The 22949-nt window shown below is 62.7% G+C and carries 17 protein-coding genes; 12 read left to right on the top strand and 5 right to left on the bottom strand.

Features of this window, described 5'->3' with window-relative positions; all coding sequences use genetic code 11:
* Positions 1-111: 111 nt before the first annotated feature.
* The 3 genes from RCO24_RS08785 to RCO24_RS08775 all read right to left on the bottom strand — a co-directional run bounded on the left by RCO24_RS08785 (position 112) and on the right by RCO24_RS08775 (position 4286).
* Complete coding sequence (locus RCO24_RS08785; RefSeq protein ID WP_308961470.1) at positions 112-2025, bottom strand: acyltransferase family protein; 1914 nt, start codon at positions 2023-2025, stop codon at positions 112-114.
* Positions 2026-2246: 221 nt separating this feature from the next.
* Positions 2247-2705 (bottom strand): MEKHLA domain-containing protein, encoded by a 459-nt coding sequence (locus RCO24_RS08780; RefSeq protein ID WP_308961469.1) that lies wholly within the window; start codon positions 2703-2705, stop codon positions 2247-2249.
* Between the two features lie 174 nt (positions 2706-2879).
* Positions 2880-4286, bottom strand: a complete 1407-nt coding sequence (locus RCO24_RS08775) for a DUF2793 domain-containing protein (RefSeq protein WP_308961468.1) — start codon at positions 4284-4286, stop codon at positions 2880-2882.
* 225 nt (positions 4287-4511) lie between these two features.
* Here RCO24_RS08775 and RCO24_RS08770 point away from each other — a divergent pair, with 225 nt between their 5' ends.
* From RCO24_RS08770 to RCO24_RS08750, 5 genes are all read left to right on the top strand, one after another.
* On the top strand, positions 4512-5132 hold the full coding sequence (locus RCO24_RS08770; protein WP_308961467.1) for a ribonuclease H-like domain-containing protein: 621 nt from the start codon (positions 4512-4514) through the stop codon (positions 5130-5132).
* Between the two features lie 217 nt (positions 5133-5349).
* Positions 5350-7395: an LPS export ABC transporter periplasmic protein LptC gene (gene lptC / locus RCO24_RS08765; protein ID WP_308961466.1), complete on the top strand. Its 2046-nt coding sequence runs from the start codon at positions 5350-5352 to the stop codon at positions 7393-7395.
* Positions 7396-7479: 84 nt separating this feature from the next.
* Positions 7480-8331: an LPS export ABC transporter ATP-binding protein gene (gene lptB / locus RCO24_RS08760; protein ID WP_374990940.1), complete on the top strand. Its 852-nt coding sequence runs from the start codon at positions 7480-7482 to the stop codon at positions 8329-8331.
* Positions 8332-8554: 223 nt separating this feature from the next.
* Complete coding sequence (rpoN, locus tag RCO24_RS08755; protein ID WP_308961465.1) at positions 8555-10084, top strand: RNA polymerase factor sigma-54; 1530 nt, start codon at positions 8555-8557, stop codon at positions 10082-10084.
* A 1026-nt stretch (positions 10085-11110) separates the two neighbouring features.
* Positions 11111-11575 carry a PTS sugar transporter subunit IIA gene (locus tag RCO24_RS08750; RefSeq protein WP_308961464.1) on the top strand — a complete coding sequence of 155 codons (465 nt, stop codon included), beginning with the start codon at positions 11111-11113 and terminating at the stop codon, positions 11573-11575.
* Positions 11576-11724: 149 nt separating this feature from the next.
* Here RCO24_RS08750 and RCO24_RS08745 read toward each other — a convergent pair whose 3' ends face one another.
* Positions 11725-12522 (bottom strand): undecaprenyl-diphosphate phosphatase, encoded by a 798-nt coding sequence (locus RCO24_RS08745; protein WP_308961463.1) that lies wholly within the window; start codon positions 12520-12522, stop codon positions 11725-11727.
* Between the two features lie 233 nt (positions 12523-12755).
* Between RCO24_RS08745 and RCO24_RS08740 the strand changes: the two genes are divergently transcribed.
* From RCO24_RS08740 to RCO24_RS08725, 4 genes are all read left to right on the top strand, one after another.
* Positions 12756-13451: a glutathione S-transferase family protein gene (locus tag RCO24_RS08740; RefSeq protein ID WP_308961462.1), complete on the top strand. Its 696-nt coding sequence runs from the start codon at positions 12756-12758 to the stop codon at positions 13449-13451.
* Between the two features lie 12 nt (positions 13452-13463).
* The gene (gene queG, locus RCO24_RS08735; protein WP_374990939.1) at positions 13464-14639 is read left to right on the top strand and encodes a tRNA epoxyqueuosine(34) reductase QueG; all 1176 of its coding nucleotides are present in this window, start codon (positions 13464-13466) and stop codon (positions 14637-14639) included.
* Positions 14636-15502, top strand: coding sequence for an SDR family oxidoreductase (locus RCO24_RS08730; protein ID WP_308961461.1), 867 nt, complete (start codon positions 14636-14638; stop codon positions 15500-15502). Before queG ends, RCO24_RS08730 begins: the two co-directional genes overlap by 4 nt.
* A gap of 151 nt (positions 15503-15653) precedes the next feature.
* Positions 15654-17237: a hypothetical protein gene (locus tag RCO24_RS08725; RefSeq protein ID WP_308961460.1), complete on the top strand. Its 1584-nt coding sequence runs from the start codon at positions 15654-15656 to the stop codon at positions 17235-17237.
* Positions 17238-17244: 7 nt separating this feature from the next.
* Here RCO24_RS08725 and RCO24_RS08720 read toward each other — a convergent pair whose 3' ends face one another.
* A complete protein-coding gene (locus RCO24_RS08720) occupies positions 17245-18300 on the bottom strand; it encodes a sensor domain-containing diguanylate cyclase (RefSeq protein WP_308961459.1) in 1056 nt (351 codons plus the stop codon).
* Between the two features lie 334 nt (positions 18301-18634).
* Here RCO24_RS08720 and RCO24_RS08715 point away from each other — a divergent pair, with 334 nt between their 5' ends.
* The 3 genes from RCO24_RS08715 (at position 18635) to RCO24_RS08705 (ending at position 22891) form a co-directional block, all read left to right on the top strand.
* Positions 18635-20176 (top strand): undecaprenyl-phosphate glucose phosphotransferase, encoded by a 1542-nt coding sequence (locus RCO24_RS08715; protein ID WP_308961458.1) that lies wholly within the window; start codon positions 18635-18637, stop codon positions 20174-20176.
* Positions 20177-20262: 86 nt separating this feature from the next.
* Positions 20263-21519 (top strand): O-antigen ligase family protein, encoded by a 1257-nt coding sequence (locus RCO24_RS08710; protein WP_308961457.1) that lies wholly within the window; start codon positions 20263-20265, stop codon positions 21517-21519.
* Positions 21512-22891 (top strand): lipopolysaccharide biosynthesis protein, encoded by a 1380-nt coding sequence (locus RCO24_RS08705; protein ID WP_308961456.1) that lies wholly within the window; start codon positions 21512-21514, stop codon positions 22889-22891. The genes RCO24_RS08710 and RCO24_RS08705 overlap by 8 nt, the downstream gene beginning before the upstream one ends.
* Positions 22892-22949: the final 58 nt, after the last annotated feature.

Genomic DNA, 22949 nt, shown 5'->3' with positions numbered 1-22949 from the left:
CCTCGACTCCGCAGACCGCTTCGTTAGGCAGCCCGATCACGATCTCACATGAAGACAAGCAGCGCGCCTTGAGCACGCTCCTATCGCTAAAAACCCCGCTGTTCGCTCTTTTCAGCTCCCTCCCCCGAGAATACGAGGAACTACACTTCTCGCAGCACTGATCGAGGCTGGAGCCGTCCAATGGAATTTATCCCAAGCAGCGGGGATACCGTCGATCATCATTGGACATTGGCCGAAACTGCAGAAGTGATCGATAATCGACACATAGTTCACGCCCCAGTTCTTCGCCCGTGTTCTCAGTTCGCCATCGAGAACCGAGCATTTGGGATCGAGATCCCTTCCCGATAGCGGCGACACATCGCCTTTTCGAGCACGCTTGATAAGCAACGAAGGAACTGGATTCCGATACATCGGAGGCGGTCCTAGAATCACCACCTTGATGCCGACGGACCGGAGCCGATCAAGCGTCGCCCTCGTCAGAGCTTCACCATCTTCATCTAGGGGCCAACCCATCGCTGAAACGATCACCAGGTCCGGCAGCTCGGCAACGATGCGGGCGAAAGCAATATCGTTGAACTCCCTGCAATACCGACGCTTGCCAGAGGAGTAATCAACGACCGGCGGGCAACCGGCCGCGGTGAGTTGGCCTGTGACGTACCCGGCGTCGGTCAAAACCCGAGAAATCCCCAAAAAGATGCCTGCCGCCGAGCTGTCTCCCCACACAAACGCTTTCGGCCGTTCACTCGATCCAGGCAGGCAAGCCACAGCGTCAAACTCGTTGCCTCTTTGGTCCGTTTTCAGAAAGCAACTTCCCTCTCTGAAATGCGGTTTGTAGTCGTACTTGAAGGATTCCAGCGCCTGAGCGCTACCCTCCAGTTCTCTCGAAAAGCCGTCGCTACGGACCACGAAGCCGCCGAACGCAAAAATCGCAATTGCGCTGATGCCGGTAGCCAACACCAGACGAGGAGGCGTCCAGAGCCTCAAATTCTGACGGAACGACTGCTCGATAAATTCATAGGAACCGGCGGCCAACACGGTCGACAGCAGGACAACCAAACTTCCGCGCGTTGTCGGGTCCGCATCCGGAAATAGACGAGCGGCGAAAAACACAATCGGCCAATGCACGAGATAGAGTGAATAGGAGATACGTCCGACGTACACGAGAGGGAATGCGCCGAGCCCTATTGATACGATGTTGTCTCGCTGCAGGCACCCCCACAAAACAAGTGCTGCGCCTCCCGCAGGCAGCATAGCCGCAAGTCCTGGGAACAGGATTTCGTCATTGTAGACAAATACCGCGCAAACGATGCAGCCCATCCCAAGCGTCGCTGCGATTGCGCCGATCGCAGGATAAATTCGAGAATGCTCTCGATGGAGTGAGATGAGGCACCCAAGCAGCAGTTCACAGGCTCTTGCACCCGGTAGAAAAAAACCAGCTGATGGGTTGCTAGCCAAAGCGATCTGCGCTGCGATCAACGATCCAAGTAACGCGCCCAGCACAACCACGAAACGACGGTGCGAACTGAGAAGGGCGATCAATGGAAAGAGGACATAGAACTGCTCTTCGACCCCCAGCGACCAGTAGTGAAGCAACGGCAGCTCGGCCGCGTCCGGCGAAAAATAGTCGCCCGTAACAGCGAAATAGAAAACATTGGGAAGAAGAAGTGTTGTGGCTATCACAGCCTTTGCAAAATTGACGAGTTCGACTGGCTGTAGAATGACGGACGCCGCCACCGACGTTGTTGCGGTTACCGCAATCAATGCCGGCGCAATGCGGCGAACTCGCCGAATATAGAAAGTGCTTAGTGAAAACGTGCCTGCATCTATCTGAGCGTAGACGATACGCGATATCAGGAACCCAGAAATAACGAAGAAGACGTCGACACCAACGTATCCCCCGGGCACATTAAAGCCAGCGTGGTAGAACAACACACTTGCAACCGCAAGAGCGCGAAGACCATCGATGTAATTGAGCTGCTTGGACAAGCCGCCGATCGGATGTCTATTTCGCTGCACCAGAAGCATCTGCGACCCGTACTTTGCGGACTGCTTTATGAGGCCGTCTCGGTATCGCCCAGCGAGCTTATTGGTACGCACATAGGATGGCACATCCAATAGTCAGCCATAGGATAAACTCCCAAGTTATCCTCAACAGACTTTCGACGCACTTCAATCGCCGTCGTATTGGCGTATGCCGACGAACATGTTGAGTGAGTTCTCCCACCAGTTCAGGCATTGCAACGAGACTAGGCTACGTAGACCCACTCCGCGAATGCGGCGGCTTGACCGACGGCGGTGCCGTCTGCATCCGCCAGGTTCCACACCGACGCATTCGAAATGCGAAAGCGCCTGCCGGTCCGGGAGATGCGCACACCCGCGTAGTCCTCGATGATGCCGTCCCGCGTCACGCGTTCGAGGAGGCGGGCGCGCTCCTCGCGGACCAGTTGCTCGGCCGAGAAACGCGATGGCAAACGCGTGAACGCATCGAACGCCATTTCAAAAAGCGTCAAAGCCATACGGTTCCCGAAATAGAAGATCGGATCGGCCTCCGTACCGTGCGCCACGATCGCAAGGGGAGCCGACCAGAGCGCCGCGACGCGATCGCCTTCGGCCGAAACGAGGGGACGGCCCGTCAGCCGCTGATAGCTGTCGCCGATGCAAAGGATGCGGCGGCGCTGCTCCTCGGTAAACTGCGGGACGTCCATTGTGTTGTGCCGATTGTCGCGCGGGTTGGCGTTGTGGCCGGACACAGCTCGGCGAAACGTTCCAAATTTTGAGCTGAGACCGTCCGCTGCCGATCCTGCCGGACGGTCGCTCGGCACGCAACCGAACACTTCAAAGCGCTGAGCCAACCTGCCGAACAGGATTGAACGAGCCCATCATGCTCCGTACTGCCCCCCGGTTGCCGTAGTGCCCGCAACATCGCCCGGAAAGTAGGTTGCGCTGGCGCTGGCGCGAGCGGCCGCGTTACGCGAAATGTCGTACCGCTTACCGGTTGCGCTGCCGGAGAAGGTGTTGGCGTGCACTTCCGCAACCCCTCCCAGGGTGGCATCCAGGAAAGAGCTCGTCCAAGCCGGCGTGCCGACAAGCGTGATCGTGCGTGCCACGCAGTAGAGCATTCCATTGGTGTTCACATTCCAATGCGCAATACCGGCGTTGCCGGTGATGCTGTAGTTCGCGGTGATTTCGACAAAACCGCCATCCCGAACCTCGATCTGATAGAAGCCGGACTGCCCGTATTCCATATTGCCGTTGAGCACGATGTGCCCTGTCTGGCATCGAATGAGGGACCCGGTCGTTGTCGTGACCAGCTTGAAACCCCGCACGAAGATCTTTGCGCGCGCTGTAACCTGGAACAGGTTGGCTGAAGCCGCCTGTATCGTCACATTCGACGGCGTGGTCACGTCACCGGTGAGCTGAACCGTTCCGGAGCCGACCCACATCCCGTTCATCGTAAAGCCCGCGCCGTACGTGCCGGCCCCGACGACGATTTCGACGTTGAAGGTCGAAAGATCGAGAGCCGAGACGGTATTGATCGCCTTCTGGATCGTAAGGAAAGCGCCGCCGCTCGTGTTGGCGAGGCCGGTATTGCTGTCGCTGCCGTCGGTGCGAACGTAGTAGGTGCGGTTCGCGACGAGCTTTTCGCGGATGCCGGCGCCTTTCAAAGTCCCGTTCGATCTGTTGATGACGATCGCCTCGTGCCAGGCGCTGCCGTCGGCACTGACCTTCACATGGAAGTCGTCGTCGCCTGCGAGCCCGAACTCCGCCCGCCCCGAGAAGCCCGTCTGGAACAGCACGCTTCCGGTATCGCCTGCCGCCGCCTTGTTGATCTTGAGCTGATGGCCCGCGCCTGCGTGATTGAAAAGCGAAGCCGTGCTCGCCACCGATAGCCGGTTGGTCGTATCGGCCGTGGCGTTGACGCCCACGAGCGACACCGGATTGACGCCCGATCCGCCCACGACCCAACTCGTACCGTTGAACGCATAGAGGGTGTCTTCATCGCTCACCCAGGCGACCCACCCTTCCAGCGGCGGATAGAACGCCCAGGCTCCATCCTGGAATGCCGCGACGCGGCCGGCGTGCCCTGCCCATGCTCCAGTCGGGCTCGCTCCGACGATGTAGCAATGCCCTTCGGCGGGCGACCCAGGCGGAGCACTGAGATCCTTGTCCACGACCGCGAGCTGAACCAGCGCATCGAGAACGCGCAATGCCTCGTTGTGCGTGACATGCTTCTGCGACTGTGCCGCGAGAATGTAGGGAAGCTTCAGCTTCGTGGTCTGATCCATGGGGCGGGATGCTCGTCCGAAGGGATGTTGGATCCCACTATGGCTGCCCCCATCCCACGGAGGATAAGTGCGCACACACAGGGATTTAGCGACAAAAACCCCGCATTCCCTTGCTTTTACTGGCCAGAACCGCTAAACCCGCGATCAAGAAGATGATAAATACGCGATTATTTTCAATGGGTTGACCCGAAGAGGGAAAGCCGCCATCCCGCTGAGGCCCGCGCCATGTCCGCTCCGTCCGTCACCCTTCACAAAGGCGATCTGCCCGCCGGCCTCTCCTTCAAAGGCAGCGTCGCCATCGACACCGAGACGGCGGGCCTCAACCCGCATCGCGACCGGCTTTGCCTGGTGCAGCTTTCCGCCGGTGACGGCAGCGCTCACCTGATCCAGCCCGATCCCGCAACCTACGACGCCCCGCGCCTCAAGGCGCTGCTCACGGACCCTACGGTTGTGAAGATCTTCCACTTCGCCCGTTTCGATCTCGCGGTCCTCGAAAAGTACCTCGGCGTCACGGTTGCGCCCGTCTACTGCACGAAAATCGTCTCCAAGCTGGTCCGCACCTACACCGACCGCCATGGCCTGAAAGACATCACCGCAGAGCTTTTGGGCATCGAGCTGTCGAAGCAGCAGCAGAGCTCGGACTGGGCGGCGCCGACCCTGACGCAGCAGCAGCTCGCCTATGCCGCCGCCGACGTTCTCCATCTGCACGCGCTCAAGGCGAAGCTGGACACCATGCTGGAGCGCGAGGGCCGTGTTGCCTATGCCAAGGCCGCCTTCGAATTCCTGCCCACGCGCGCAAAACTCGATCTTGCAGGATACGGCGAGACCGACATTTTCGCGCACTGATGCTGGGACTGGGGTTCGCGCATGCCGACGAGCCGGAACGCCACAGTCCCACGGTTTTTTGCCGGACCCCGGCTTGCCGCAGTCCCAATCTCACCCCAATTTCAGGCAATTGTCCGCCAGCCTTCGCACGTGCAACACGGCTTTTGTCCCAACGGTTCCGACGGCTTCGCCTGCGGCGTAGCTTCGTGATGTGCGGGGACCTGGAATTCCGATGGTCATGACTGCCGACCGAGACATGAACGTCACCACGGGCCGCCGCGCAGGCGACGGCTTGGTGATGGCCGTGGACCGGACGCGTGAATTCCGAAGGGCCCGGCGCCGCACCACAGCTGTCCGCCTGATGCGGGTCGCGTTCCCGATACTGGCAGTCGGTGTGCTTGGCGTCTACGCGCTGATGATCGTGCGGACCGCGGGCGGGCTCAACAGCGACGCGCTCAAGGAGTTTGCAGTCCGCAAGCTTCTCCCCGAAGACCTCACGATGAAGAACCCGCGCTATGAGGGCTTCGCCAAGGACGGCGGCAGCTACATGTTCACCGCCAAGACCGCTCAGCAGAGCCCGAAAGATCCGAACGTGATCGTTCTCAACGCGATCACCGGCGAAGTCTTTCAAGCGGACAAGACGCGCACCGACATCTCCGCCGCCCGCGGAGATTTTCATCACACCAAGAACATTCTGGAACTCTACGACCAGATCAACGTGACGTCGCAAAGCGGCCTCAAGGCACAGCTGACGCGCGCCACGATCCTCACCAAGGAAGATCTGCTGACCTCGCCGGAGCCGGTCGTTGTCGAGTTTCCGAATGGCTCCGTCCGCGCGAAGCAGATGTCGATGCGCCAGAAGGCGCGCGAGGCAACCTTCACCGAAGATGTGATGGTGGAGCTTTCGCCACCCGCCGACGAAAAGAAGCAGAAGCAGCCGGCGGCCGAACCCGCGAACGGCACCGACGCTAGCGCCCTGTTCACGCCCGAGAACGGCCCGATCAACATCGACGCCGAACGCCTCGATCTCAACGACGGCAGCAAGACCGCGCTCTTTACCGGCAGCGTGCGCGCCCGGCAGGGCGAATCCTATCTCACCACGCCTGAGCTCGAAGTCTCCTACGAGGGCGAGGGCATGATGGGAGGAACCGGGGCTGCGACCGAACCCGCCGCCGGAGCAGCGAAGTCTCAGTCCGGAAAGGTACGCCGCATCCTCGCCAAGAAACCCGTCGTCATGAAGCGCGCCAACGGCGACGTGGTAACCAGCGACACCGCTGAGTTCGATGCCCAAGCCCAGACCGCGCTCCTCACCGGCGAGGTCATCATGACCTCCGGCACCGATCGTCGTGCATCCGGCGAACGCATCGCAATCGACGAAGCCGCCGGCACTGTTCTGCTCACCGGCGATGTCGTCGTCGCACAAGGCGACAACGAGCTGCGCGGCGGGCGCCTCGCCATCGATCGCAAGAACGGCTCGGCCGAGCTGACCTCGCCGCCCGAAGCCTCGTTTGGCCCCGGCCGCATCAGCGCGCGTCTCGTACGCACGCCTGGCAAGCAGCCCCAAGGCAAAGCCAAAACCGGCGTCGCCGCAGCCGTAGAGGAAGTCAATCCTCTGACCAGCTTCAAGACCGATCCCAAGGCCCCCGTCGAGGTGTCGGCCGACTCTCTAGACGTCAACGATCAGCGCAAGGTGGCTATCTTCCGCGGTGACGTCGATGCGACCCAGGACACGTTCAAGATCCGCTGCGCCCAGCTTTCCGCCTTCTACAAAGGACAAGCCGGCCTCGTGGATGCTGTTGGTTCCAACGCACCAGCCAACAACGGGCCCAAGACCAGCACCGAGCTGACCCGCATCGAAGCCAGGAAGGACGTCCGCGTCACTTCGAAAGACGGCCAGACGGCAACCGGCGACTGGGCCGACTTCGACACCAAGACCAACAAGGTCGTGATGGGCGGCAACGTGGTGCTCTCGCGCGGCAAAAACATGGTTCGCGGCACCCGCCTTTTGATCGACATGACGACCGGCGAAAGCAAGATCGACACGGCCCCCGAAAACACGGTCACCAACCCGGGCGGCGGTGGTTGGGCGACGACCGCGCCCGCCGAACCTGCAACACCCGAAATCAAAGGCCGCGCCAGCGCCGTGTTCTTCCCGCAGGATCTCGAGAAGGAACAGGAAGCCCAGAGCGCACGCAAAAAAGCGACGGCGAAGCCGCCCGCAAACGCGGTCGACGGCTGGTCTGCGACAGCTTCACCCGGCTCGGCCGGGGCACCGGCGAATTGACATGCACCCTCGAAACCGGCTCGAATGCCCTGCACCGGAGCGCGCGACGCGCTCCCCTCACCCTGAGCACGACAGATTGCCCGCATGAAACTGTGGCCCCTGAGAGCACGCGCTGAGCAGGAAACCGACCCCTACGTAGAGCATAGCGGGGCTGGCGGCATGCATGGCTATTCCTCGGCCGAGGAAGCCCAGTACATGGCCGCCCACCAGGGCTGGCTCGTCGCCGAGAACATCCAGAAGAGCTACAAGAAGCGCATGGTGGTCCGCGGCGTCAGCCTTGCGGTTGGACGCGGCGAGTCGGTCGGGCTGCTCGGCCCCAACGGCGCCGGCAAAACCACCACCTTCTACATGATCACCGGCCTCGTCCCGGCCGATGCCGGACGTATCTCCATCGACGGCCAGGACATCACCAGTCTCCCCATGTACCGGCGCGCTCGGCTCGGGATCGGATACCTCCCGCAGGAGGCCTCGATTTTCCGCGGCCTGACCGTCGAGCAGAACATCATGGCCGTGCTCGAACTCGTGGAGCCGAGCCGCAAGAAGCGCAAAGAACAGCTCGACAGCCTGCTCGAGGAGTTTCACATCACCCGGCTCAGGAAATCGCCGTCGATGGCGCTTTCCGGCGGCGAGCGGCGGCGCTGCGAAATCGCCCGCGCCCTGGCCTCCCGGCCATCGTTCATTCTGCTCGACGAACCGTTCGCGGGTATCGATCCGATCGCCGTGGGCGACATTCAGCAGCTCGTTCGCCACTTGACGGACCGCGGGATTGGCGTCCTCATCACGGATCACAACGTACGTGAGACACTCAGCCTTATCGATCGTGCCTACATCATCTACGATGGTCAGGTTTTGACACAAGGTAAGCCCGCGGAAATCATAGCCAACGAAGATGTCCGGCGCGTCTATCTGGGGGATATGTTCGTTAACACACGTTGAGTATAGCCTGGGTCGCAGGCTCACCGTGGAACGGACAGCATGATCCTGGATCGACCAAAGGGCCCTCGCGCTCGGCGAGGTCACGATGCATAAGCATCGCGAGTGGCACACGACACCCCTCCGATCCGGCTTGACACATGGGTTCGTCACGTGGCTGTCGGATGCCTCGAACCGATCACGGCCGGCCGTGCGCTCCGCACCATCCGGATTTGAAAGTTAGAGTATGGCGCTAACCGCAAAGCTCGAGCTGAGGCAAGGCCAGCAACTGGTGATGACACCCCAGTTGCAGCAGGCCATCCGCCTGCTTCAGCTTTCGAACCTCGAGCTGGGCCAGTTCGTGGAAAGCGAGCTTGAGCGCAATCCTCTGCTTGAGATGGACGAAACCCCCGACGCCCATTCCAAAGCTGAACGCGAGCCGGAAGCGGAACATCCCTCGGAGCGCAATGAGCGCACGAGCGACGACGAATGGCTCGACCTCGGCAAGCCGGTGGCGGAGTCCGACGGTGGCCTCGACGGCGAATACGAAGGCGGCTTTCCCGACACCGGCGCAACGCCAAGCGGACAGGACGGCGGAGACTCCGGCTGGGCGAACGTGCGCCAGCGCACCAATTCGTTTTCCGGCGACGACATCAACCCCGAGGCTTTCGTTTCGAGCGAGCCGTCGTTGCGCGATCACCTGAGCGAACAGTTGCCGCTCGCCGTGCACGACCACGTAGAGCGGCTGATCGGCCAGCACCTGATCGACATGGTCGATGAGGCGGGCTACCTGCACGCCGATCTTGAGCAGCTCGCCATCAAACTCGGCGCGCCGCTCGGCATGGTCGAGCGTGTCCTCGAAACGCTCCAGACACTCGATCCACCCGGTGTGTTTGCGCGCTCGCTTGCGGAATGCCTGGCTCTCCAGCTCAAGGACCAGAACCGCTACGATCCGCAAATTGCGGCACTTCTCGACAATCTCGGCCTTCTCGCCAGCCACAATCTTCCCGCCTTGCGCAAGGCGATCGGCGCCGACATGAGCGAGATCACCGAGATGATCGAGGAGATCAAGCACCTCAACCCGAAGCCGGGTTTGAAGTTCGGATCCGTTCAGCTGCAGCCCGTCGTCCCCGACGTGCTCGTCCGTCAGGCCGCCGACGGCAGCTGGCTCATCGAACTCAACAGCGACACGCTGCCCCGCGTGCTGGTCAACCGCACCTACTTCGCGCAGGTCAACAAGACGACCCGCACCGAAAAGGACAAAGGCTATCTTCTCGAATGCCTGCAGACCGCGAACTGGCTGGTCAAAAGCCTCGATCAGCGCGCCCGCACCATTCTGAAAGTTGCCGAAGAGATCGTCCGCCAGCAGGATGGCTTCTTCACCTACGGCGTCCAGCACCTCCGCCCTTTGAATCTCAAGACCGTCGCCGACGCCATTTCGATGCACGAGTCGACCGTCTCTCGAGTGACCTCGAACAAGTACATGGCCACCCCGCGCGGCATCTTCGAGCTCAAGTACTTCTTCACGTCCGCCATTCAGTCGGCCGGCGAAGGCGAAGCCCATTCCTCGGAAGCCGTGCGCCATCGCATCAAGCAGATGATCGACGGCGAAAGCGTGAAGTCGATCCTGTCCGATGACAAGCTGGTCGAGAAGTTGAAGGCCGAAGGCATCGACATCGCACGCCGCACGGTCGCCAAGTACCGCGAAGCGATGCGCATCCCGTCCTCGGTGCAGCGCCGCCGCGAAAAGCAGCTCGCCGAGCGCATCGCACGCTAGACCATGATCGCTTCGGACCCACGCGCTCCGATCGTCGCGTCCCCTATCGGGCGCGGCGTGAATCGGCAGCGCCGGAAACGAGCTCCGATCGTCGCGTCCCCTATCGGGCGCGGCGTGAATCGGCAGCGCAGGAAGGGTCCGAAGCGTGAATCATCGGTCTCATCAAAAATCTAGAGCGGGATTGCGATAAGCAAACACGCTCTAGAAATTTTTTTACCCCTCCGGTCGCCGCCGCCAAGGCGCAGATAATGCGCTGCGAAAAGTTGTACACACTTCCACGCAACCCCATGGCTCCGCGCGCCAATTGGCGGGCACCCGTTTCGTCCGATCCTCACGCGGGACGGAACTGCCCCCACCCCCCGATCGCACCGCAAGATTGACACCCCGAACGCCCCAGCCTAGCTTGCGCGAAATCACGGCGCAGCGCCCGGCGCAATCCGTGCAAAGAATTGGAATAATTAAAGAAAACAACTTCGTCTTGCTGCCCGGAAGTAGCCCGCTTTTGCCGGTAGAGAACGGGAGATGATCGAAGGACGCCGCTTGCGAACACTGCTATGATCGGCTGACCGGCCGGACGAGATTGGATCGCTCGAAAACGGAACCGGGTCATGAGTTCGCTGTTACAGAAGCCGCCCGAACTGGCGGTGGGTAAGGCGTGCGCCAAGACCGAGTTGAACGGTGTAACTGTCAAAATACACCGCTAATGGAAGTGGTTGAGAGCTGGGGGAAAGCCGCACACGCGAAAGGGGCTCGAGCCTCTGATGGGCGGGCGTGCGAGAGAGTAGCCAAGCACCGTTGAGAGTTGATGTTGGGCAGCGCGTTCTGAGGATCTGACTGCTGGCATCGATTGGGCCGCATCGGCGAGCCGAGCGGCACGATTGGTGCATAATTCGATGCAAATCGAATGTTGAGCGGAGAGACGCGAGGCAGGGCCCACGGAAGTCGCGGGCAAGCCAAGCAATGAAGGAAGCAACGTTGATCGGCGGCAGAAATAGTGCCGATCACTGACCCGATGGGACCGGACACATGGATTTAGGCGATCTTCTGGCACCGGGCGGGATCTATCCCGCGTTTGAAGCCACAAGTAAGAAGCAGGCGCTTCTCGACCTCTCCGCCAAGGCGGCTGAGGCCACCCGCCTCGATGCCCGCGTGATCTACGACACGCTGCTTCAGCGCGAGCGCCTGGGCTCCACTGGCCTCGGCCGCGGCATTGCCGTTCCGCACGTCAAAATCAACGGCATTTCCGGCATTGTCTGCCTGTTCGCACGCCTCGCGAAGCCGATCGATTTCGAAAGTCAGGATGGCGAGCCGGTCGATTTGATCTTCCTGCTTCTGGCCCCGGATCACGCCGGCGGCGACCACCTCAAGGCCCTGGCACGCATTTCACGCCTCGTACGCGAGCCGGCCGCCCTGGAGCGCCTGAGGACTGCCAAGGACACGGCCGCGCTGAAGCGCGCGCTGACGCTTCCGGCAACCTCGCACGCCGCCTGAGGATACCGGGCCGATCCGGCTCGGTAGCTCAGTTATGACGTAAAGAAACATCCCTGATGCCATTGACTGGCTGAAATTTTTTAGCGCGCAGCCAGTCAGCATATTGCCTCGGTTTGAGGCACCAAAACCCTTAACCGGGTCCGCGAGCTCTATCCGTAGATCGCCAGCGCCGCGAGCCCCAGCGCCCCCACCACGATGCGCCACCAGGCGAACAGGCTGAAGCCGTGGCGCCCGATGAATTCGAGCGCGAACTTCACGACGACCACAGCCGTCAGGAACGCCGTCACGAAACCGACCCCGATCGGCAGCGCGTCAGCAACCGAAAGCAGACCCCAGTTCTTGTAAAGGTCGAGCGCAAATGCGCCGGCCATCGTCGGCATGGCGAGAAAAAACGAGAACTCAGCAGCCGTCCTCTTGTCGGCGCCCAGCAACAACCCGCCGACGATCGTCGAGCCGGACCGCGACACCCCCGGGATCAGCGCCAGGCATTGAAACAGACCGATGCCGAAAGCGCGCGACGGCGGAACATCCGTCGTTTCGTCGTAACGGACAGTGAGCTTCAGCCGATCCACCGCCAGAAGAATGAACCCGCCGAGGATCAGCATGGCGCAGATCAGCACCGGGGTTTCGAACAGCACACCCTTGATATAGCCGTGAAACAGCGCGCCGAGCGCCGCCGATGGCAGGAAAGCCACCGCGAGCGCGACCGCGAACCGCTGGATCCGCGGATCGCTCGGCAGCGCGCACACCATCTGCCAAAGATGTTGGAAATAGACGAAAACGATGGCCAGAATGGCCCCGAGCTGGATCAGCACCTCGAACGTCTTGCCGGGGCTATCGAAGCCCAGGAAGTGTCCGGCCAGAAGGATATGCCCCGTCGATGAGACGGGCAGGAACTCCGTAAGTCCTTCCAGGAATCCGAGCAGAATGGCTTGCCAGACCGCCATGCCGAATGCTCTCCGATTTGAGATGAGGTGAGATGGTCAGACCCAAGAAATGGACCAGAAGAGGGGAGGACCTTAAGATTGCCGCTCGGTAGCACGTTTGCCCGAACGAGGATACGGTTTCACTGCTGTGGGCCTATGACACAACATAGACCGATCACGGCGATAGACCCTGCACCAGCAAACTGACTGGAACCTGAAACGATAGCTTGGCCGCTTTGCGGCCATGGACCGCCATGAACACTCTGACGCACTTCAGGCTCTGCCCGAAATCGCGCTCGATCCGCCTCGCGCTCGCGGAGATCGGCGTCGAGACGGAGCTTGCCGAGGAGCGTCCCTGGGAATGGCGCGAGACGTTTCTGGCCCTCAATCCTGCCGGCGAGCTTCCAGTCCTGGCGCTCGAAGGCGGGCTCATCCTTTGCGGCGCCTACGCCATCTCGGAACATTTCGCGAGCCTCCTCCAGGACCGCGAAAAGGAAGGCCGGCCTGCCCCGCTATTCCCCGGCCGCATCGAGCAACGGGCCGAACAGCGCCGGCTGGTGGACTGGTTCCACGGCAAGCTCGACCGCGAGGTGACGCGTGAGCTTCTCTACGAACGCGTCTACGGCCACCTGACACCGTATCGCTCACACGGACCCGACCCGGATGCGCTCCGCGCCATTCGCGCCAATCTGCGCTATCACCTCGGCTACGTGAATCATTTGGCCCACGAGCGCCGCTGGCTTGCCGGCGACGACATGAGCTTTGCCGACATGGCAGCTGCCGGACACCTCTCCTCGATCGACTACCTCGGTGAGATACCCTGGGAGGAGTATCCGTCGGCGAAATCCTGGTACGCGCGCATGAAGTCGCGCCCGGCGTTCCGCGCCCTGCTGGCCGATCGCATGCCCGGCATCTCGCCCGCGCCGGTCTACGCCAACCTCGATTTCTGAGGAGCGCGCGACGTGTCGGTCATCACCCCGGATATCGAGCAGGACACCAGCGAAGCGAAGACGCGCCGCGGCACCCTCAAGGCCATGCTCGGGGAGCGCGCCCGCGCTCTGGGTTTCGCGACCATGCGCATCACGCGCCCCGAGGCGATCCCTGCTGCGGGCGACCGCCTGCTGACCTTCCTCGCCGAAGGCCGCCACGGCACCATGGGATGGATGGAAGCGAACGCCGACCGCCGCCGCGATCCGCGTCATCTCTGGCCGGAAGCGCGCTCCGTTATCATGCTCGCCATGAGCTACGCCCCCGATGAAGACCCGATGCACGCGCTCGCCGAGCCGATGCGGGGCGTCGTCTCCACCTACGCCAAGCGCGCCGACTACCACGACGTCATGAAGGGCAAGCTGAAGGAACTGGCATCCGGTCTCGAACGCGAGAGCGGCGCCCCGGTCAAAGTGTTCGTCGACACCGCCCCCCTGATGGAAAAGCCGCTGGCCGCCGCTGCCGGCATCGGCTGGCAAGGCAAGCACACCAATCTCGTCTCGCGCGACGACGGCTCGTGGCTGTTCCTCGGCGCCATCCTGAGCGCCGCCGATCTCGAACCCGATGCGCCTGAGCGCGATCACTGCGGAAGCTGTTCCCGCTGCCTCGACGCCTGCCCGACGAAGGCCTTTCCCGCGCCCTATCAGCTCGATGCGCGCCGCTGCATCGCCTACCTCACCATCGAGCACAAAGGCCACATTCCCGAGGAGTTCCGCGAACCGATCGGCAATCGCATTTTCGGATGCGACGATTGCCTCGCCGTCTGCCCGTGGAACAAGTTCGCGGAGCAGTCACGTGAGACGCGCCTGCAAATGAGACACGAACTCGACAATCCCCCCTTGGCCGAGCTGCTCGCCCTCGATGACGCCGCCTTCCGGCTGCGCTTTCGCGGCACGCCTGTGAAGCGCACCGGCCGCGACCGCGTCGTCCGCAATTGTCTGATCGCCGCCGGCAATGCCCGCGATCCGAGCCTGCTTCCTCACGTCACTTCGCTTTTGAACGATGCCTCCCCGATGGTACGGGCCATGGCGGTGTGGGCCTTTCGGCGCCTGGCTTCGGCCAATGCCGTCTCGGCCGCACGTACGGCAAACTACGCGGACGAAACCGACGCCGACGTCCGGGCGGAATGGAACTCCGGATTATCCTCATGAAGAAGCTGTTTTGTTTCGGCCTCGGCTACAGCGCCGAGGCGCTTGCGCGCCGCCTGTCTCCGGCCGAATGGCAGATCACCGGCACCGCGCGCAGCGACGACGGCGTCGAACGCATCGCCGCCCTCGGCTACGGCGCCATCCGGTTCGACGGCCACTCGCCCGCGCCCGAAGCGACCGACGCCCTCGCCGACGCCACTCATGTTCTCATATCCGCCAGCCCCGACGAACTTGGCGATCCGGTGCTTCGGCTGCATGGCGGCGATCTGGCCAACGCCGCCAGTCTCGGCTGGATCGGATACCTCTCGACCATCGGCGTCTATGGCAACTCCGACGGCCAATGGATCGACGAAACGGCCACGCCCAAGCCCGGCGTCCAGCGCACGAAGCGCCGGCTCGAGGCCGAAGCCGATTGGCTCACTTTTGCCGAGACTCATGGCAAGCGCGTTCAGGTCTTCCGCCTCGGCGGCATCTATGGACCGGGTCGCAGTGCGATCGACGACCTGCGCGACGGCACCGCCCGCCGGATCGTGAAGCCGGGCCAGGTCTTCAACCGCATCCACGTCGACGACATCGCCACCGTTCTCCTTGCAGCCGCCAACGGCGCCGGCCGGCATACGATCTATAACGTCACCGACGACGAGCCGAGCCCGTCGCAGGATGTCATCGCCTACGCTGCAGACCTCATGGGGTTGGAGCCGCCGCCGGAAATTCCGTTCGAACAGGCAGAGCTGACGCCGATGGGGCGCAGCTTCTACGCCGACAACCGCCGCGTCAGCAACCGGCGTCTCCATGACGATCTCGGCGTGACGCTCCGCTTTCCGACCTACCGCGAAGGCATGGCCGGGATATTCGCCGGTACATAGAGATATTCGGCGGGAAGCGGGCGGCCGCCATCCGCTTTGTTGCCGAAATCGTGGAAGACGAATTCAGCTGCCGTTCAAGTTCGGCGGGGCAATCTATCGCCCATCTTGAACCGTTTGCTGTTTGCGCCCTTTCACCCATGCAGGTCCGCCCATGACAGGCCGAGGAACCCTCCCGCTTTTGGCGATGATGGTGGGGGTTTACCTGACCACCGCCGGCATGGCGGTCGCGAACGACCAGGCCGCACACGCGCTCGCCGAGAAGTTCGCGGGCGGCGCCGACCAGGAAGCGGCCAAAAAGAAAGCAGCCGAAGCCAAACGAAAGGCGGAGCAGGCGCAGCGCAAAGCCGAAGAGGCAAAGCGCCGGGCGGCCGAAGAAACCGACATGCTGGCGCGCGCCCGAGCGGAAGCGGACGAGCGCAAGGCCGCAGCCGACAAGGCCCGCGCGGAGGAAGAAGCCCTCGAAGCCCGCCGAGAGGAAGAAGAGCGTCGCATCGCCGAGGAACGGCGTGTCGCTGCGAAGCAGCGCCAAGAACAAGCTGCGGAGCAGCGCCAAAAGGAAGCTGAGGAGAAACGCCTCGCTGAACAGAAACGCGCTGACGACGAACGCCGTGTCGCCGAGGAACAGCGCGAAAAAGAGGCCGCGGAAAAACGCGTTGCCGAGCAAAAGCGCGCGGATGAGGAGCGTCGGGTCGCTGAAGAGGCACGTCCTGCAGAGGAAAAGCGCTTAGCTGAACAGAAGCGCGCGGAAGAAGAGCACCGGATCGCGGAAGAAAATCGCCTCGCCGAACAGAAGCGAGCCGACGAAGAACGTCGTGTCGCTGCGGAGCAGCGCGAAAAGGAAGCCGCGGAGCAGCGCCAGAGGGAGGCTGCGGAGCAGCGCGAAAAGGAAGCCGAAGAACACCGCATCGCGGAAGAAAATCGCGTGGCGGAGCAGAAGCGCGCCGATGAAGAACAGCGCAAGCTAGAAGACGAGCAACGCATAGTCGCCGCGGAAAAACTTGCCGCCGAGCAGCAAAAAGCGCTCGCCGCCGCGCGGGAAGCCGAGCATCAGCGCCTCACCGAGCGCTTACTCAGGCTCGAGCAGCAGCGCAACGAGCGTAAGCGCCTGACTGAAAACGCACCAATGGGTCTGGGCGCACCTGCCCCCACCCATCAGCGGCTAACCACGCCTGAACCCGCGGCAGCTCTACCGAGCCCGTCCGCTCCTGCCAAGGCCACGACGCCGACAACCCGCGTAACCATCTTGCTCGCCATGGAATCGGGCACCAACGGCATCCGCCGCTACGGCAGGAAAACAGCCGATCCGGTAATCTGCTCCGGCCCCACCTGCTGGATCAGCACCGGCAACGAGCGCAGCGCCACCGCGATGAACCGCGGAACCGCCCTCGGTCCCGGCAACACGCTCGGCCGCCGCGCCGCCGCCTGCAACCAGCATCTCGCCTGCGTATTCCGTGATGTGGATCTGAAAACGCTCTCGGCCAACATCCAGCCGATCGATCTGCGCATCATGCGCCACGACCGGCGCGAGCCTCTATCGCTCGAAGCCGACCCCACCTGCCGGCTGTCGGCAAGCGGCGCGCTGACATGTGAGCGGACATTCACCGCCCGCTCCTGGCGCGCCTGGGTGGTGCCGGAAACTTTGGCCAAGGAGGCGGGCGCCGCCGCCCTTGAGGCCGCCCTAGCCGAGCGCCTCTCCGAGCGCCCGTCTGCAGCCCTGATCGCTCCGCGATTTTAGCAACCGATCATCGCACGTCGGAGACTTCTGAAATCTCCAGGCAGAGAGCAGCGGTTTGCGCCGGGGCAGCCGAGACCAATTTGGGGTACGTGCAGTTGCGGCCAGCCCGTTTCGCCAAATAGGTCTGCTGATCCGCACGGCGGACGAGGTCGCCCAGCACAACATCCGAATCCGATCGCTCCGCCAACCCGAAGCTCGCCGAAACAGGCGGCAATCTGTGACCACCGAGATCGGCAAACTTGGTTCTCAGACGCTCCCCAACGGCGAAAGCCGCCTGAATGCCTTCACCGGGGAGCAGGATCGCGAACTCCTCGCCACCAATCCGGCCGGCGACACTATCGGGACGAAGCTCGTTGCGCAGCAGGTCACCGAGCGTGCGCAGCACCTCGTCTCCTACGGCATGGCCGAATTCGTCATTGATGCGCTTGAAATGATCGACATCGAGAACGACGCAGCTCAGCGGCTCACGCTCGGGATGACGGGTTGCAAACAGGCGTTCTCCCTCGGCAAAGAACGAGCGGCGGCACTGGACGCCCGTCAGCACGTCCGTCGTCGCCTGAGCGCGCAACTCCATGCACTCGACGGTAAGTCGTCCCAGCTCCTTGAGGAGTGAGAGGTCTCCATCTCGCGGATCGCGCGGCACGCGATCGAGCACGCAAAGGGCTCCGACATTAAACCCCATTCGGGTCGTCAGAGGCACGCCCCAATAGGAGCGGATGTAGGGCTCGCCGACAACCTGCGGAAAGCCCGAGAAGCGGTCATCCGCGAGCGTATCGGGAATGACGAGAACGTCCTGCGTCTCGATGGTGACGGAGCAAAATGCAGTGTTGCGGCTTCCATCGCAAACCGGCTCAGCCATGTGTGTTTTCAAGATCTGCCGATCGAGATCGATCAACGAGACGTAGGCAAGCGGAAATCCGAGGCTCGCCTTCGCAAGCCGCGCGATGCGGTCGAAGGTTTCTTCGGGACCGCCGTCCACCACCTGGAGATCGGCAAGAGCTGCAACGCGCTCCTGCTCGCGAGCGGGCCCGTGTCCAACCAGAAAATTATTGCGATGGAGCACCTTGCTGCTCTCCCGTGAGGTTTCTGCCGATAGGGCGGCCAGAAAGAAGACGAATATCGGCGGAACCCCTTAAAGTTTGGTTCGACATCCGCAGCATTTCCATGTGCCGAAAACGCCCCCGCGAACAGTGAACGAAAAAGCGGAACGCTGGCTGATGGCCACCGCAAATTCTGGCCGTTCATCCCGGCACACAGCGGAAACTTTTCTTTACCATCACTTCCGAGTTAAGGCGCCTTTAGCGGATAGCGCACCCTGAACGCGCAGAATTTTACGGGTTTGAGACAAAGCTTCCTCATGGTTGAGGCCGGAATTTTGCGCAGGCGAAAGCACGGCCATGGCTATCCTCTCTCACGAGCATCCCGACGATCTGACTGGCGACGCCGGTGCATACGGCTCCTTCCGATCGCGCGCGCCCCTTTCGCGCGGGCTTGCATCCATCTCGCGCGTGATCGACGGCGCGTTCAGCGACAAGCGCCGCAACGTATCGCGTCCGAAACTCCTGTTCGCGACCAGCTTCTTCGACGCGACAATCATTATCGCGACTGGCGTTCTGACCTTCGCGACGCTCGGCGCAGAGCCGAAGAGCGGCTTCGCGATTGCCGTCTGGAGCATCCTCATCGCGCTCGCAACCACGCTCGAACTGCGGCGCAACTGGTCATACTCGATCCAGGCCTTGCGCCAGCCCGTCGAGCAGATCGGCAAGATCGCAAAAAGCGTGCTCATCGTGTTTTGCGCGGCTACCGGCGCTGGCTATCTCCTCGGCGTGCCGCCTTTCACCTCCACGACCGGCCTGGTCTGGCTCGCAGCTTCCATCGCGCTGATATCCGCGGTGCGGTTTCCGCTCGCGCATCTGCTCGAAGAACTGACCGATACCGGACGTCTCGTGCGCCGCACCATCATCGTCGGCGGCGGGCCGGATGCCGAAGCGCTGATCTCGGCGCTGATGGAAGACGGCCGAAAGGAAGTGGCGATCCTCGGCGTGTTCGACGATCGCTACGACGAGCGTTCGGCCGCGAGCATCGCGGGCTTCCCGAAGCTCGGCACCTTCGACCAGCTTCCGGACTACTGCCGCAGGGAGGCCGTCGATCTGATGATCGTCACCGTGCCGATCACGGCCGAAAAGCGCCTGCTTCAGATCCTGCAGCTTCTGTTCGCGCTGCCCGTCGACATCAAGATCTCGGCATTGAGCTCCAAGCTGCGCCTGAGCACGAAATCCTATTCCTTCATCGGCCGCGTGCCGATGCTCGCGCTGATGGATCGCCCGCTAACCGATTGGGATCGCGTCATCAAGAACCTGGAAGACCGCGTCATCGGCCTGCTTCTGTTTCTTCTCGCCGCCCCGATCATGGCGGCGACGGCCATCGCCATCCGGCTCGATAGCAAGGGGCCGATCCTGTTCAAGCAGCGCCGCTTCGGCTTCAACAACGAGCTGATCGAAGTCTACAAGTTCCGCTCGATGTACACCGACAAGAGCGACGCCACCGCGAGCAAGCTCGTCACCAAGGACGATCCGCGCGTCACCCCGGTCGGGCGCTTCATCCGCCGCACGAGCCTCGACGAGTTGCCCCAGCTCATCAACGTCATCAAGGGCGAGATGTCGCTCGTGGGCCCACGTCCGCACGCGACCGAAGCCAAGGCCAGCTCGGATCTCTACCAGACGGTCGTTGCGGAATATTTCGCGCGCCATCGCGTCAAGCCCGGCGTTACCGGCTGGGCTCAGATCAACGGCTGGCGCGGCGAGACCGACACACACGAAAAGATCCAGCGCCGCGTCGATGCCGATCTTCACTACATCGACAACTGGTCGCTGCTGCTCGATCTCTACATCATCGCCGCGACCCCATTCGCTCTGCTTTCCGGCAAGAACGCGTACTAGCGGAGCACGAAACCGTGTCGAGCGTTTCGCTTTCATCGTGGCCTGCGAAAGGAGGGTCGATCGGCAATCGCCGGCCGGCTCTTCCTTTGCGTGCGCCCACCCTGGATGCCGCCGGAACGTCCGCGTCCGGCTGGAAGGTCTCGGTCGCACTCCTCGCCGCCATCGCCGTCGCAGGCGCGATGGGAACAAGCTCGATCGTCTTCTCCGAGCCCGCCATCGCCGACGTTCTGATGGGTGCCGTCATCGTCGGGCTGCCGCTGCTCGGCGTCACCCGCTTCGGCAACGCCGCGCTTCTCAATTTCTCGATGTGGCTCGTCTACGTCGCCCTCGCCCTCGCCGGCTGCGCAATGGCGACGACGATGGACACCGCCCTCACCCATCAATTCGTGACGCTGTTCCTGGCACTCGGCGCCTTCATCCTGGCCGGATACATCTCGGCCGATCCGGAGCCGCGCTTCAAGCTCGTCATGATCTTCTATGTGGTGGGCTGCCTGATCGCGGCGGCGGCAGCCTTCGCCGGCTACTTCCGCATCATCCCGCAAGCCTATGATCTCTTCACCAACTACGGCCGCGCACGCGGCACCTTCAAGGATCCGAACGTTCTTGGCGCAGCGCTTGCCCCTGCGATCGTCGCCACGGTTTGGGTGACGCTGCGCGCGCCGCTCAAGCAAGCCGCCATCGCCGCCGCCGTGGCTTTGCCCCTGTTCATGGCGCTATTGCTCACGTTCTCGCGCGGCGCCTGGATCTCGACCGCCCTTTCGTTGCTCATCACCGTCTGGCTCGCCCTCGTCACGACGCGCCGCGCAACAGACTATCGCCGCTTCATCGCGGTCGCGGCACTGGGCACGTTCGCGCTCGTCGCCACTCTCGGCACCGCGATCCAACTCGAAGCCGTCCAGGATCTGTTCAAGGAGCGCGCCAACCTCGACCAATCCTACGACGAAGGCCCCGAAGGCCGCTTCGGCGGCCAGGCCAAGGCCGTCGCGCTCATTCTCGAAAACCCGTTCGGTATCGGCACCCACAGCTTCCGCGACACCTACCATCACGAGGAAGCCCACAACGTCTACCTGAGCCAGTTCATGAACGCGGGCTGGATCGGCGGAACGCTCTATGCGCTCTCGGTCGCCCTTACGCTCGCTGCGGGCTTCTACGCCATCCGCAGACGAAGCGCACTGCAGGGACCGATCATTATCGCCACAGCTTCGTTCGCGGGCCTCGCCTTCGAAGGCTTCGTCATCGACACCGACCACTGGCGCCACTTCTTCATTCTGATGGCCTTGATCTGGGGCCTCGTCGACGCGGAAACGCCTAAACCGAATACAGAAAGGCGCCGCAATGATTGAAGCCAGGAGCGCGCCCCAAAGCGACCTCACACGCGTCATCAAGAACGCGCTCGATACCTTGTGGAACAGCCGCACGAGCCATTCCGAGAGCTGGAGCGCCATCGGCGTGTTCGCCATTCGCGCGGCGAGCGCCGGCCTCTTGTTCCTGACGCAGATTGTGCTGGCCCGCTGGATGGGCGCGTCCGAATTCGGCCTCTACGTTTCGGCCTGGACCTGTGTGCTTGTCGTCGGTGGCATCTCGCATCTGGGCTTCAACGTCGCCATGATGCGCCTCGCGCCGCAATACCACGCCAACGCAGACTATGCGGCCTTCCGCGGCCTGCTCAACGGCGGACGCCTTATCGCCATCGCCTCGGCGGCGACCATCGCCGGGATCGGCCTCGCCGGCCTCTGGATCGCGAGCAGCCAAAGCGGCTCCGCCCTCGCCGTCCCGATGGCTTTGGCGCTTCTGTGCCTACCGCTCTACGCCTTGACCGACGTGCAGGATGGCCTCGGCCGCGGCCAGGGCTGGACCGTGGAAGCCATCGGACCGCCGTACATTGCGCGGCCACTCGTGTTGCTGCTCCTCGTCGGCCTCGTCTCGATGGCGGGCTACGCGGCCAACGCCGTCACCGGCATGACCATCGCACTCACGGCGACCCTGACCGCCGCTGTGGTGCAAACCGTCCTGATCGAACGGCGCGTCGAAAAGTCGGTCCCCGCGATCGCGCCGACCTACGATTTCTCGAAGTGGCTCAAGATCTCGCTGCCGCTGCTGGCCGGGGGCATCTGCGATCTCGTCATCCAGAACGCTGACGTCCTGATGCTGAACCTCTTCCGCCCTTCGAGCGAGATTGGCATCTATTACGCCGCCGCCAAAACGGCCGGCCTCGCGCTGTTCGTGCACTATGCCGTGGGGTCCGCTTACGCGGGTCGCATTGCCGCCGCGCGCGCGCTCGGAGATGACGCTGCCGTCAGGCACCTCGTCGGCAACGCCGTGCGCTGGACCTTCATTCCCTCGGCCGCGGTCACGGTCGGCATTCTACTGGTCGGATATCCGGTTCTCGCGAGCTTCGGCGCGGGCTTCACCGACGCCTATCCGCTGATGTTCATCCTGTCGATCGGCATTCTCGCCAAATCCGCCACCGGACCGGCCGACACGATCCTCAACATGCTCGGCCACCAGCGCGCGAGCGCCCTTTCGATCGCGCTGGCGGCCACGCTGTGTGTCACGCTGAACCTGATCCTGATTCCGCTCTGGAGCGTTGCCGGCGCCGCGATCGCGACCGCAAGCGCCGTTACCGCGGCCTCGGCCTTCAACTGGTACGCCGCCCGCCGCCTCGAAGGCCTGAACCTCTTCATCCTGGCCAACATCAAGCGCCCTATGGCTTGAGGCATCGCCTTCACCCGCCACGCCACAGATCTGAGAGCGATCCCCCCTCTTTGTCATT

It is taken from the genome of Hyphomicrobium sp. LHD-15 (assembly GCF_031157355.1).
Taxonomy (GTDB): domain Bacteria; phylum Pseudomonadota; class Alphaproteobacteria; order Rhizobiales; family Hyphomicrobiaceae; genus Hyphomicrobium_C.
The sequence above is the reverse complement of the archived record's forward strand: the minus strand, read 5'-3'. Positions and strand labels throughout refer to the sequence as shown.

Excerpts from the sequence above, each read along its gene's own strand:
- RCO24_RS08785 (WP_308961470.1), bottom strand. The coding sequence starts at position 2,025 with ATGCTTCTGGTGCAGCGAAATAGACATCCGATCGGCGGCTTGTCCAAG.
- RCO24_RS08780 (WP_308961469.1), bottom strand. The coding sequence starts at position 2,705 with ATGGACGTCCCGCAGTTTACCGAGGAGCAGCGCCGCCGCATCCTTTGC.
- RCO24_RS08775 (WP_308961468.1), bottom strand. The coding sequence starts at position 4,286 with ATGGATCAGACCACGAAGCTGAAGCTTCCCTACATTCTCGCGGCACAG.
- RCO24_RS08770 (WP_308961467.1), top strand. The coding sequence starts at position 4,512 with ATGTCCGCTCCGTCCGTCACCCTTCACAAAGGCGATCTGCCCGCCGGC.
- lptC (WP_308961466.1), top strand. The coding sequence starts at position 5,350 with ATGACTGCCGACCGAGACATGAACGTCACCACGGGCCGCCGCGCAGGC.
- lptB (WP_374990940.1), top strand. The coding sequence starts at position 7,480 with ATGAAACTGTGGCCCCTGAGAGCACGCGCTGAGCAGGAAACCGACCCC.
- rpoN (WP_308961465.1), top strand. The coding sequence starts at position 8,555 with ATGGCGCTAACCGCAAAGCTCGAGCTGAGGCAAGGCCAGCAACTGGTG.
- RCO24_RS08750 (WP_308961464.1), top strand. The coding sequence starts at position 11,111 with ATGGATTTAGGCGATCTTCTGGCACCGGGCGGGATCTATCCCGCGTTT.
- RCO24_RS08745 (WP_308961463.1), bottom strand. The coding sequence starts at position 12,522 with ATGGCGGTCTGGCAAGCCATTCTGCTCGGATTCCTGGAAGGACTTACG.
- RCO24_RS08740 (WP_308961462.1), top strand. The coding sequence starts at position 12,756 with ATGAACACTCTGACGCACTTCAGGCTCTGCCCGAAATCGCGCTCGATC.
- RCO24_RS08730 (WP_308961461.1), top strand. The coding sequence starts at position 14,636 with ATGAAGAAGCTGTTTTGTTTCGGCCTCGGCTACAGCGCCGAGGCGCTT.
- RCO24_RS08725 (WP_308961460.1), top strand. The coding sequence starts at position 15,654 with ATGACAGGCCGAGGAACCCTCCCGCTTTTGGCGATGATGGTGGGGGTT.
- RCO24_RS08715 (WP_308961458.1), top strand. The coding sequence starts at position 18,635 with ATGGCTATCCTCTCTCACGAGCATCCCGACGATCTGACTGGCGACGCC.
- RCO24_RS08705 (WP_308961456.1), top strand. The coding sequence starts at position 21,512 with ATGATTGAAGCCAGGAGCGCGCCCCAAAGCGACCTCACACGCGTCATC.